At 38.8% G+C, this 12,174-nt stretch carries 10 protein-coding genes, 1 tRNA gene and 1 pseudogene; 3 read left to right on the top strand and 9 right to left on the bottom strand.

Annotated elements, in window-relative coordinates:
- The first annotated feature begins 34 nt into the window (after window positions 1-34).
- From FN124_RS11545 to FN124_RS31750, 3 genes and pseudogenes are all read left to right on the top strand, one after another.
- Window positions 35-109 (top strand) — tRNA-Arg (locus FN124_RS11545).
- A 296-nt stretch (window positions 110-405) separates the two neighbouring features.
- Window positions 406-1,017 (top strand): annotated as a pseudogene (locus tag FN124_RS11540) (IS256 family transposase).
- Window positions 1,018-1,024: 7 nt separating this feature from the next.
- A complete protein-coding gene (locus FN124_RS31750; protein WP_376765849.1) occupies window positions 1,025-1,252 on the top strand; it encodes a transposase in 228 nt (75 codons plus the stop codon).
- 115 nt (window positions 1,253-1,367) lie between these two features.
- Here FN124_RS31750 and FN124_RS11535 read toward each other — a convergent pair whose 3' ends face one another.
- The 9 genes from FN124_RS11535 to FN124_RS11495 form a co-directional block, all read right to left on the bottom strand.
- Complete coding sequence (locus tag FN124_RS11535) at window positions 1,368-3,266, bottom strand: ABC-F family ATP-binding cassette domain-containing protein (protein ID WP_142684869.1); 1,899 nt, start codon at window positions 3,264-3,266, stop codon at window positions 1,368-1,370.
- Between the two features lie 235 nt (window positions 3,267-3,501).
- Window positions 3,502-5,088, bottom strand: coding sequence for a hypothetical protein (locus tag FN124_RS11530; protein ID WP_142684868.1), 1,587 nt, complete (start codon window positions 5,086-5,088; stop codon window positions 3,502-3,504).
- A 190-nt stretch (window positions 5,089-5,278) separates the two neighbouring features.
- A complete protein-coding gene (fcl, locus tag FN124_RS11525) occupies window positions 5,279-6,214 on the bottom strand; it encodes a GDP-L-fucose synthase (protein WP_142684867.1) in 936 nt (311 codons plus the stop codon).
- Window position 6,215: 1 nt separating this feature from the next.
- Window positions 6,216-7,328, bottom strand: a complete 1,113-nt coding sequence (gene gmd, locus FN124_RS11520) for a GDP-mannose 4,6-dehydratase (protein WP_142684866.1) — start codon at window positions 7,326-7,328, stop codon at window positions 6,216-6,218.
- A 30-nt stretch (window positions 7,329-7,358) separates the two neighbouring features.
- Complete coding sequence (locus FN124_RS11515; RefSeq protein WP_142684865.1) at window positions 7,359-8,195, bottom strand: glycosyltransferase; 837 nt, start codon at window positions 8,193-8,195, stop codon at window positions 7,359-7,361.
- Between the two features lie 220 nt (window positions 8,196-8,415).
- Window positions 8,416-9,027 (bottom strand): LbetaH domain-containing protein, encoded by a 612-nt coding sequence (locus tag FN124_RS31630; RefSeq protein ID WP_142684864.1) that lies wholly within the window; start codon window positions 9,025-9,027, stop codon window positions 8,416-8,418.
- A gap of 3 nt (window positions 9,028-9,030) precedes the next feature.
- On the bottom strand, window positions 9,031-10,182 hold the full coding sequence (locus tag FN124_RS11505; RefSeq protein WP_142684863.1) for a glycosyltransferase: 1,152 nt from the start codon (window positions 10,180-10,182) through the stop codon (window positions 9,031-9,033).
- Between the two features lie 28 nt (window positions 10,183-10,210).
- Window positions 10,211-11,476: an O-antigen ligase family protein gene (locus FN124_RS11500; protein WP_142684862.1), complete on the bottom strand. Its 1,266-nt coding sequence runs from the start codon at window positions 11,474-11,476 to the stop codon at window positions 10,211-10,213.
- Window positions 11,395-12,171 carry a glycosyltransferase family 2 protein gene (locus FN124_RS11495; protein WP_142684861.1) on the bottom strand — a complete coding sequence of 259 codons (777 nt, stop codon included), beginning with the start codon at window positions 12,169-12,171 and terminating at the stop codon, window positions 11,395-11,397. The genes FN124_RS11500 and FN124_RS11495 overlap by 82 nt, the downstream gene beginning before the upstream one ends.
- Between the last annotated feature and the right edge of the window lie 3 nt (window positions 12,172-12,174).

The raw sequence follows: 12,174 nt of genomic DNA, 5'->3' as shown, positions 1-12,174 counted from the left end.
TACATTAGAAAATGTAGATTTGCGCGAGTTTTATGGCCTCGTAGTACAATGGATAGTATAAGAGTTTCCGAAGCTCCAGATTCAAGTTCGATTCTTGACGAGGCTACCAGATCCCAAACAGCCGTTTTCAATTAAAATTGGAACCGGCCGTTTTAATTGATTATGGTGCCCTTTTTATACACATTTTTTATTAGTTGACCCCACCGATAAATTTAAAAGAGAGGATAACAAATTAGGTAGCACTATTATATTTATATCAACAAGTATTCTATAAAATAAACAGTAACCTAAAATAATAATTAACCCATCCCTGATTTAATCTATGAAAAGAATATTATCATCACTGTTATTGTTAACAGGAATTGCATTGGAGAGTAGCGCGCAAAGCTATATTAACAATCAAACATCGAAGAACAAATACGGGAAGTATATAAATTTGATGTTTCCACAGCCACAATCAGCCGTATAACCAGTCGCGTGGCAGAAGATATTGTCGCTTGGCAAAACCGGCCATTAGAACCGGTTTATCTCATAGTCTGGATGGATGGCATTGTGTTTAAAGTACGAGAGAACAGTAAAGTGGTAAATAAAACCGTCTTTATCGCTGTAGGACTAAAGCGGGATGGGCTCAAAGAAGTTTTGGGAATGTGGCTGGGTAAGAATGAATCAGCCGCCTATTGGATGACTGTACTTACGAACCTGAAGACCCGTCGCCTGGAAGATATTTTGATAACAGCCACGGATAATCTGAATGGCTTCACACAGACCATAAAATCAGTCTTCCCTCAATCTGCCACCTAGGTTTGTGTAGTCCATCAGATACTTAACAGCTGCCGCTACGTAGTCTGGAAAGATAAAAAGGAATTTACCACGGACATGAAAAATGTTTACGCTGCACCGACCAGGCCAGCTGCCATGGCTGCTCTTGACGCTCTGGATGCTAAATGGAGTACAAAGTATACTTATGCCATCAAAAGCTGGCGTGAGAACTGGGAGGAACTGACCGTCTTTTTTTGACTTTCCCCTGGAGATAAGACAGATCATCTACACCACAAACCTCATCGAAAACCTGAACGGCAAAATCAGAAAATACACCAAAAACAAGCTGTCCTTCCCCACTGATGAAGCTGTGCTTAAATCGGTGTACCTGGCTTTACGGGAAGTGTCAAAAAAATGGACCATGCCCATTAGAAACTGGGGCATGATCCTGAATCAATTTTTAACTATTTTTGATAAAAGAGTGAGAATCTAGTTATTAATTTGATCCCCGATTTTTAAGTTTACACACTTATTGAAATAGTCCCTTATAAAACGGAAAAACAGTTCAGTAATGAGCTGCTTTTCCCGTTTTATTATTAATCCGATGCTTAACTATTCATTTCACTCAGCTCGAGCCATCGCATTCCTTTCTCATCCAGTAATTGAATGATCTCACCAATCCGATGGGTCATTGGTTCCATTTTATCAAAAGACAGCTCTCCATTGGATAATGTAGCTTCAATATTCTTCTTTTCTTTTTCCAGCTGCTCTATTTCCTTTTCCAGTAATTCAAGTTCCCGCTTCTCCTTAAAAGACATCTTACGACCTTTACTCTCGGCTATAACTACCGGCGTTACCGGCTCAGGTGTACTCTCTTTTTTTGGTGCAGCGGTTTTCCTTTTATCTTCTTCCTTCTCCCACTCGCGGTACTGGGTATAATTGCCAGGAAAATCGCGGATCTCCCCGTTTCCTTCAAAAACAAACAGGTGCTCCACCAGTTTATCCATAAAATAACGGTCGTGGCTTACAATGATCACGCAACCCTGGAATTCCTGCAGGAAATTTTCCAGTATACTGAGGGTTGGTAAATCGAGATCATTGGTTGGTTCATCCAGCACAAGGAAATTAGGATTCCTAAATAGAATGGACAACAGGTGTAGCCGTCTTTTTTCTCCTCCACTCAGTTTGGAGATATAGGTATATTGCTTTTCTGCAGGAAAGAGGAATAGTTCAAGGAATTGGGCAGCACTCACTTTGGTGCCGTCTGCCAATGGGAAATTTTCAGCAATGTTTTTCACGAACTCAATCACCCGCATATCCTCTTTCACTACCAGCCCGGTCTGGGAATAATTACCGAACACAATGGTTTCGCCAACATTAATTTTACCGGAGTCGGGCTGTTCGGTACCAAGGAGCATATTCAGAAAAGTAGATTTGCCTACCCCATTTTTTCCGACAATACCTACACGTTCCCCCTTTTTAAAGGTATAGTCCATTCCTTTCAGTATCTTCAGATCTCCGAAAGATTTATATACTTTTTTTAGCTCGAGGATTTTCCCTCCGAGGCGGGTCATCTTGACATTCAGCTCCAGCTGTTGTTCGGCTACCTTCGTGCTGGCTTTTTCCTTTACTTCGTAGAAAGCATCCTGGCGTGATTTCGATTTGGTGGTACGGGCTTTAGGTTGCTTACGCATCCATTCCAGCTCCTTGCGATAAAGATTACGTGCCTTATCTACACTGGATTTCTCGCTATCTTCCCTGGCAGCCTTTTTCTCCAGGTAATTTTCATAATCACCTTTATAAATAAAGAGCTGCTCCCTGTCAAGCTCCATAATTTCGTTACATACACTGTCAAGGAAATAACGGTCGTGCGTAACGAGGAGCAGGGTTACTTTTTCCTGGTCAAGATAATTTTCCAGCCACTCAATCATGGATACATCGAGGTGGTTGGTAGGCTCATCCATAATAAGCAATACATGCTTGTGTTCGAATCCGATTTCGATCAGTACCTTGGCCAGAGCCACCCTTTTTTGCTGGCCGCCGGAGAGGGAGCCAACCGGTTGGTCCAGGTTGTGTATATTAAGTTTCCCTAATATCTGTTTTACTTTACTATCAAAGTGCCAGGCGTTCAGTTCGTCCATTTTGGCGATGGCATCCGTTAACTTATCCAGGTCTGGCTCGTGTCCTTCCTCTGTAAGCAACTCGTATTCCTTGATGGCATTCAGTATTGGGTTATTATGATTAAAGATATTTTCGATCACTGTTTTCGAAAGATCAAAGCCGGATTGTTGTTCCAGCATTACAACGGTTACGTCTTTATGAATCCAGACTTTACCGCTGTCGGGAGTGTCTTTACCGCATAAAATGCGGAGCAGGGTTGATTTTCCTGTCCCGTTAAGCGCCACCAGCGCTATTTTATCTCCTTCTTCAATATGAAAAGAAATGTCCCTGAATAATGGTTTGGTCCCAAAAGATTTGGTAAGCCCTTCTACTGTAACGTAATGCATGCTGCGAAGTTATAAATTATCGGCAACACTGGAAGGAACGGGGTTATGTATTTGATATTATGATTTTTTTCGTATATTCAGTACAGGATGACCAGGCTTCTCTTATCTGATACCTTTTTTGACAAACTGTTATTTCGGCCCTTTGTCCATTATTATCCTCCCCTTTTTGCGTTTTTAAATAAAAAGCCCTTGCGCCGGAAAGCGGAAGGGCTTGCGTATGTTTAGGCACTACTAATCAGAAGTCGTAATAGAACTGGCGGAAAGTACTGCGTAAACCAATGCTAAATATCAGGTCAGTGGTTCTGGCAATATCGTTATTCACCCTTCTGGCTGCCAATGAGGTTTCTAACCGGAGATTATATTTAGGATTAAGCACATAGGCAATAGTTCCCTGTGCGTATAACAAATTGGTTTTAATTCCCTGGCCTATCCAATTACCATAATCATTAACCCGGGTAGTATATGGTTTGGATATATCATGACCATAATTGGTTTTTGCATCAGGATCATCTCCGTACTTTGAATACATCAATTCTCCCCTGCCATACCAACGCTTGATGCGATACGTAGCAATGCCAAGTACTTCCCAGAAATTTGCTCCCAACGGGTGTGCTAATGACTGGTTATAATGCTCGTAATTAATTAGAGTGCTTTTGTAAGAATAAGTGTATGGCCGAACTACATTAAATTCCCCCTGCAGATCCAGCTTATTTACCTTAAACAGATCAAAAGATCTGAAGCCCAGTTGAGCAGATTGTTTGTTTGCCCACCAGCCTTTACCACCAAACACCTCTTTCAACTTAAATTCATCCAACACCAGCTGGCCATATATTGTGGTTTTAGGAAATAACTTAAACTTGGCGTTCATACCAACAAGGGCATTATCTGAAGAGCCTTCAGAGAATTCTGCTGAGCGCAGGAAGATGATAGGATTCATATAGCTCCAGTCGAAACCACGTTTTCGACCTGATGAATCTGCATCCGGCCAGATCACAGCATCAAAGAGACCAATAGTGAGCCGTTTGCTCACGTTCCAGTCCAGAAAATGAAATACTCCCCATTTCTTATAGTATCCCAGATCGTCATAAGCCGTTGCGAAACTCTGGCTGTGTTTGTCCATAAACTGGGCCCACATAGCCGTGTATTGAACATTTCCAAGCGTCCCCGTAAGCTTCAGATATGGATAACTGAATTGTATATCAGACAGGATCAGGGAACGGTATCCATCTCCAATAAAATTCTGTCCATATCCCGCCGTTATATTAAGATACTTATTAGGTGTATAGCTTAGCAATGCACTGGCATAGTTGTAATCAAATGCCTTTCCTTCGCTATAATCCTTAATTCCTCCCTGCCCTGGTACAATCTGGTTCTTACGGATATACTGGTCAAGATAATAAGGAAACTTTCCCTGGTTTTCGAAGAAATAAGATTCAAAATAAAATTTGGTACCAATATTCGCCTGGATACTGGCTCCTCTCGTATTCAACCAGGTAGTTCTGCTTCCGTCGCGTGACTTACCGACCTGAAAATCCGGAAGAAAATCAATGAATACATTATAATCCTTGTTACGGTATTCAAGAAGGTGTTCGTTAAACAGTTTCCGGTGGAACCAGCTACGTTTAGTCGTGTCCGGATTGGTATACATGGCACTGGTATCCTCATGCAAAATAGGCTTAAAGGCAGTGTGGTGGTTACTGCTATCCAGGTAAAGTTCCCGGATGTCCTGGGGGTTATAAGGCACAATGACAGGCAACTTCTCCTGCGCATTAGCTGCACCAAATAGTAACAAAGCTGTTACCATCCAAACGAGATGTTTCATTAATTCTTTTTTGATTGCTTAAAAATGTACACGGGATCAGACATCACAAACATTCTGATAAGTCAAGTGTATTGCATTAATACATACACTTGACTTATCAAAACGCAAAGATAATATTTTCAATACATTAAGGTGACAGATGGGGATTAGTATAAAAATAGAGAATTCCGGCCACATTACGAGAGCAGAATCACTTTATCCAATTTTTGCTCTTTACTTCTTCGTAAACCTTATCAATACCTTCTTCAAGGTTGAGACTGGCTTTCCAGCCTAAATTATGCAATTTGCTTACATCCATTAACTTTCTTGGGGTGCCGTCCGGTTTACTTGTGTCAAATATCAGTTCTCCTTCAAATCCTACAATCCTCTTTATTAACTGCGCAAGATCCCGGATGCTTATATCTTCTCCCACACCGATATTTACGAGTCCCTTTTCATTGTAGTTTTGCATGAGATAAAAACAGGCATCCGCCATATCGTCGGCGTGCAAAAATTCACGCTTGGGAGTTCCCGTACCCCAGATGATAACTTCTGGTTGATTATTGACTTTTGCCTCATGCATTTTACGCAGCATTGCTGGTAATACATGAGAAGTAGTCAGATCATAATTATCGTTGGGGCCGTATAGATTAGTTGGCATCACGGAAATAAAATTACTTCCATACTGTGCCCGGTAGGCATCGCACATTTCGATACCTGCAATTTTGGCTATGGCATAAGGCTCATTTGTCGGTTCCAACGGACCGGTAAGCAGGTATTCTTCTTTCAACGGCTGTGGTGCCATTTTCGGATAAATACATGAAGAACCAAGAAACATCAGTTTTTTGGCATTATTCAGATGAGCATGGTGAATAACGTTGTTTTGAATCATCAGATTTTCATAGATGAACTGCCCACGATAGGTATTGTTTGCCATGATGCCTCCAACTTTGGCAGCAGCAAGAAATACGTAGTCGGGTTTTACATCAGTAAAAAAAGCTGCTACTGTAGCCTGATCACGCAAATCCAGCTCTTTCGAGGTGCGTGTTATAATATTATTAAACCCTTCCTTCTGCAAACGTCTCACAATAGCTGAGCCCACCATTCCTCTATGACCAGCAACGTATATTTTATCCTGAGTTTTCATGCTATTCAAATTGATTCAATACTTTATAACCCGCGTCTTTCAGTAATTTTTCACGCTGAAAAAGTTCAAGGTCTGCGGCAACCATTTCCTTTACCAATGCGGGCAAGTCGTATTTGGGCTTCCAGCCAAGTTTGGTCTTGGCTTTGGTAGGATCTCCAATCAACAGCTCTACTTCAGTAGGTCTGAAGTACCTGGGATCTATTGCAACTATTTCCTGGCCAGGCACCAAGGCCCCATCTTTCTTTATACAACTTTTCACATATCCCTTTTCGTCTATTCCTTCACCTTTAAATATTATTTCAACACCTACCTCCGCGAACGCCATTGTAATAAATTCCCTTACTGTGGTAGTAATACCAGTAGCGATTACATAGTCTTCCGGTTTATCCTGTTGCAATATGAGCCACATCGCTTCCACATAATCCTTCGCATGTCCCCAGTCACGTTTTGCATCAAGGTTCCCCATATAGAGCTTGTCCTGCATCCCTAATGACAGCTTCGCTACAGCACGTGTAATCTTCCTGGTTACAAAAGTTTCACCACGGAGGGGGCTTTCATGGTTAAATAAAATGCCATTACATGCAAACATATTATATGCTTCACGGTAGTTCACGGTAATCCAGTATGCGTACATTTTTGCCACTGCATAAGGGGAGCGTGGATAAAAGGGGGTTTTCTCCGATTGAGGTACTTCTTGTACCAGACCATATAATTCAGATGTAGAGGCCTGATAAATCTTTGTTTTCTTTGTCAATCCTAACAACCGCACCGCCTCTAAAATTCTTAATGTCCCTACGCCATCTGCATCTGCTGTATACTCAGGTGCTTCAAAACTTACCTGAACATGGCTCATTGCACCCAGGTTATATATCTCATCGGGTTGAACTTCTTGAATAATTCTAATGAGATTAGTGCTATCCGTCAGATCCCCATAATGTAGTTTAAAATGTACATTTTTCTCATGTGGATCCTGATACAAATGATCTATCCTATCTGTGTTAAAAAGGGAACTCCTCCTTTTAATACCATGTACTTCATAATCTTTTTTTAGCAATAGCTGAGCCAGATAGGCGCCATCCTGACCAGTAATGCCAGTAATAAGGGCAATCTTCATTTTTTCTTAAATATTAATAACTGTCAAAAATTAGTGATCTTGCTTTACCTTATCAATAGCTGCCAGCGTTTTTATATTTAATTGGTTCTTCTCTGTATCAAACAACCAACCCCATTTATTAAAATACTTAACAGCCGAGCTTATATGAATCATGAATAATTTTTTGTTCTTAAAAGATTCCTTTTTATGGCCATGAATAACTGATACTTCAGGGTAAAAAACAGTTCTCGAGAATCTATTAACTCTTCGTGTAAGATCATAGTCTTCCAGGTACATAAAATACCGTGCATCAAAAAAACCGGCTTTTCGAAGAACGCTTATTCTGATAAACATAAAACATCCTGACAGGCAGGGGGTATTCAATACGCTTGCATAATCAAAGTTATGTAGCTCATATTTTTCATTTCGTCTCTTTGTCCAGGATGAATCACTTAAAAAACGTCGTCCGAAAAGATCTAATGGAGAGGGAAGCAACTTACACAGTCGTTGTATGGAACCATCTTCATTTAAAACTTTAGGCATCAACAATCCGATATCGTCTTGCTGTTCCATGTATTCATAGATCTTAGATAGAATATCTTTTTCAAAAATAATATCCGGATTTATTACTAAATGATATTTTGTGTCATCCAAAATCTGTTTCATTACCAGATTATGTCCTGATCCATAACCTAAATTCCTGCCAATAAACTGATAAGAAAATCTATCTCCAAACATTTCAACTAACTCTGGGGGGTATGGTACAGGAGAATTATCCACCATATAAATCCAATACTTAAGCTTGCTTCCGGAGAATCTGTCAACTAAGGCTTTTAGTTCCTCAAAACTCTGCTTATATCTAACAATTGAAACAGTTAAATCAAACATATATGCTCTATTTGCAATCAACTTACTGTTTTTCAACAATTTAAACGAGAATAATAGCCCATAATTGACACTAACTCAAACTTTGGATGAAGCGCAAAAATAGGAATAACTACTAATAAGAAGATTAAAAATATCTTTTGCCAATTAAGAGCTTATTTAAAAATTTAATTATGGTCATTTTAGATCTTTGCTCAAATATTTAAAAATCAGACTCCCGATATTAGATATTGTCCAGCTTTTCCCATTTATGGGTCTCGAAATTAAACTTTTTTATTACACGAGCCGGACTTCCAACAGCGATGCAATAAGGCGGTATTTCCCGGGTAACTACCGACATCGCGCCAATGATGCTACCCTTTCCTATTTTTGCCCCAGGCAGTACACTAACATACTCGCCAATCCATACATTATCTTCAATAACTACCTCCTTGCGAGTTAGCATTCTATCTGAAGGTGGCATATCCGGATGGTCATGCACATCATCCAATCCATATGATCCATGACTAATATCTGTTATGAATATTTTACTGGCTATTAGAACATTATTTCCTATTATAACTTTTTTACCAGCTGAAATGTGGACATAATCATTAATTTGCACATTTGTTCCGATAATCAAAACGGGCTCGCTGCTACTTGTTTCAGGATATGCCTCAAGCCGACAGCCGACCCCTGTTGTAAAACCATTTTGCCATTGAATATTTCGGGAATTTCGTATATCGAAAGGAAAGCGGATCAGTCTGGCTTTTGGGAAAAAAATTTTTGTTCTCAACACATTAATGGCCAGTTTCATGAAACCTGCCAGTCCATAAGTTCTGTATTTATCCAACATATACTACACAATGATTGTGGAATCTGATTCCTTTTGTTTAAAAGGTAGCATTATTTCGAAAAGCTCTTTCCAACCTTTAGCAAATGGCTTCGCGTATGTTTGTTCCTTTGTGATTTCAAAATTTGCGTTTCCATTCAACACTGCCTCCATCAAATTGGCTAATTGTAATGGCTTATCTGGGTCAAAAAAGCTCACTTTGTTGTAGGTACCTACCGTTTCACGCGCATAAGGTAAATCAGCTATCAGCATCGGCTTGGCATATTCCTTAAATTCACTAATCGGAAGACCCCACGATTCCAACTTTGATGGAAAAATCAATGCTTTACAGGTGGAGTAATAGTCTGCAACTTCGTCCCTTGAGATTAAACCAATAAATCTAATATTTTTCAGATGACCGTATGTTTCTCTTATTCTCTTGGCATACCTATTTTCAGTACCTTTGAGTGTAATATAAACTTGAAAATCGCTTATTTTCCTACTATTCAGTAATTTGACAGCTTCCCCGATTACTTCAAAATTTTTAAATGGTCGCGGGAAAGCAGGGAAGAAAAAAGCCCGGGAGCGTATAAACGTATCTTCCTCGCGTTTCGTGTTAACATCAATGGAATTAACCTGGTCTCCTTCGGGTTTTGCCACAACGATTTTTTCTAATGGGAGTTTGAAAAGCTTGGCAAAAGCCTCCCTTAACCAGCCTTGCTGTACAATTACATACGAATTTTTATTTATATTTATTTTATAGAGATATTTATATAGTAAACTGAATATAAACAGAGACGGCTCTTCACGCAAATCGGTTAAGGTGGTTTTTCGGAAAATAGAAGGATTATGACAGTACACTGCCCGTATCTCTGCGTCTGTATTAGGAGTAATATCATGTAATGAAAGCCATAAGTATGGCTTATACTGACGGGAAATTTCTTTTGCCTGATAATATTCAAAATACAGTCGCTTCACCCATGATTTTTTTATTTCAGGAAAAACCAACGGCTTAATATATTCATATTCCTTAATTACTTCAGCATTATTTACAATAGCATAAATATCATAATCATCGGTGTAATTGGCATTCAGAAAACATGCACAATCCCGTAAAATAGTTAAAGGCCCCCCTTCTGTAAAATTTACAGCTGAAATAATTATTTTTTTTTTATTCATATATTCAGTTCGTTGGTAGCTGTACCCTTTATTGATTAAATGCCTTTTTATAAGAATTCGTTGTTAAGCCGAAAAAAATTAATACATAAAATATAATAGTATACGTAAGATTCTCTGTGTTAAACATAAAAATAAAAACTATTGCAAATAGCACTCTCTCAAGAGCGGTAAATCTACGAAGATACTTGGGAAAGAGCAGTGTTGGCAACAAGAAAAAAACGGCTCCTATACCAAGACTCGCAATTAACAATAGTAAACCGTCTGACCCTGTCGGTTTGGCTCCCGAATTATATTCTAATGGCCCTATAAGCCTCAAAGCATAATCTACCCGTGCATTATCGTTACCAAATCCTACCCCCAACCATGGGTGTTCCTTTAGCATAGTCCAATCAACCAAATTATCATATGCCCTGGATAAAGTGGAAGCGAAGTTTGTATCATCCTGGTTTAGCTTTCCGAAGATCATATCCTTTGCCAGTAAAAGAAAAATACCCATTGCTATCGCCGTTATAAAAACAAGCAAGACTATTTGAGAAGTGCTGAGCTTTTTAACAGTTTTCTTAAAATGCAGAAAACTAAGAAGAAAAAAAATAACAAAACCGGTTGTTGAGATCGTAGACACTATACCTAAAGCGTAAATAATGTAAGATTTCCATCTCACTTTCTGAATAACTATTTCAAAAAGAAAGGCGAGATTAATGAAAAGCTGAAATGCTCCGGGTTCCCACCAGACCCCCGAATTTCTATATCCCTGAGTTTCAATAGCACGCTCTGGCACAAAAAAAACAACAAAGTTTCTATAATAAAAATCGGCAATAGATTTGGCGGCTGGCAAAGGTGAGGGAATATTAAATCGGATTACAACAAAACTAAGTAATGAAAACAGAATTAATACTCGTATTACTTTCACATAATATGATGCAAATTGATCAAAGTTCACAATTGATGTTGCAAGTAAACCGGACAATAGCAATACCATTAACATTACTACTGATTGCATATTAGCAGATGGATTAACCGCTGCGAGTAGCAAAAAAAGAAAACTGAACAGCAATTTCTTCCGGGAGATCATTACTGATTGGAAAAACATTCCAATTGCCATAATCATAAAAAATGTAAAAGCAATTAGTAATAAACCATAGCCATATGCTTCGTAGTAAAGTGTTTTTGCGCAAAAGATACAACCAAGAATTACCAATTTCTGAACAAGATTTATTGGGATTTCTTCTGGAAATATTGCACTAGTGTTCGAGGCATTGCCATTTTCAAGATGTTCCTGAATTTTATCTCCCACTTCCTTAATTTTAATTGAATTTTAGTAATCACGCTGCTATCCCACTTAGAGATAATTCTTGCATATTCATCAAATACCCCATGATTCCCTTCAGACAACCCGCCTGTACTTATGATGGCTATCGGAATAGGTATATATTGAAAGTTTGCCTGTATTTTAAAACACGTAAATACAAAATCAAAATCTGCCGCAATTTTATACTGCAAATCAAAAGGATATTGCTTCAGGAACCGAGATCTGGCTAAAAGTGATTGATGAGAAAAAATCATCCCTCTCTTAATAGCTCTAAGTGGTTTAGCCCTGATGAGCTTTTTAAACTGATCATTATAATCTGCTAATTTATCTCCATATATAATATCTGAATCAGATGCGGCCTCTTTTATTATTCTTTGTAAAACATCCGGGGCTGTAAATAAATCTCCCGAGTTCATAAAAATTATGAACTCACCGGAGCTTTTGGAAATTCCTTTGTTCATGGCATCGTAGATGCCCTTATCTGGCTCAGAAATAAATACATCTATTCGGTCAAGATATCTTTTTATAATCGGCACAGTATTATCTTTCGAGTTGCCGTCTATAACAAGAAACTCAATATTTTGATATGTTTGTTCTAATACACTGTTGATCGTTTGTTCAATTAGCTTTTCATTATTATATACAACAGTAATAATCGATATCTTAGGGTAATAATTCATTCT

The organism is Chitinophaga polysaccharea (genome assembly GCF_902150045.1).
Lineage (GTDB): Bacteria > Bacteroidota > Bacteroidia > Chitinophagales > Chitinophagaceae > Chitinophaga > Chitinophaga polysaccharea_A.
This window is presented reverse-complemented; position numbering and strand designations above follow the sequence as displayed.

What these genes read in the sequence shown, in the direction of transcription:
- FN124_RS11535 (WP_142684869.1), bottom strand. Translation starts at nt 3,266, where the DNA reads ATGCATTACGTTACAGTAGAAGGGCTTACCAAATCTTTTGGGACCAAA.
- FN124_RS11530 (WP_142684868.1), bottom strand. Translation starts at nt 5,088, where the DNA reads ATGAAACATCTCGTTTGGATGGTAACAGCTTTGTTACTATTTGGTGCA.
- fcl (WP_142684867.1), bottom strand. Translation starts at nt 6,214, where the DNA reads ATGAAAACTCAGGATAAAATATACGTTGCTGGTCATAGAGGAATGGTG.
- gmd (WP_142684866.1), bottom strand. Translation starts at nt 7,328, where the DNA reads ATGAAGATTGCCCTTATTACTGGCATTACTGGTCAGGATGGCGCCTAT.
- FN124_RS11515 (WP_142684865.1), bottom strand. Translation starts at nt 8,195, where the DNA reads ATGTTTGATTTAACTGTTTCAATTGTTAGATATAAGCAGAGTTTTGAG.
- FN124_RS31630 (WP_142684864.1), bottom strand. Translation starts at nt 9,027, where the DNA reads ATGTTGGATAAATACAGAACTTATGGACTGGCAGGTTTCATGAAACTG.
- FN124_RS11505 (WP_142684863.1), bottom strand. Translation starts at nt 10,182, where the DNA reads ATGAATAAAAAAAAAATAATTATTTCAGCTGTAAATTTTACAGAAGGG.
- FN124_RS11495 (WP_142684861.1), bottom strand. Translation starts at nt 12,171, where the DNA reads ATGAATTATTACCCTAAGATATCGATTATTACTGTTGTATATAATAAT.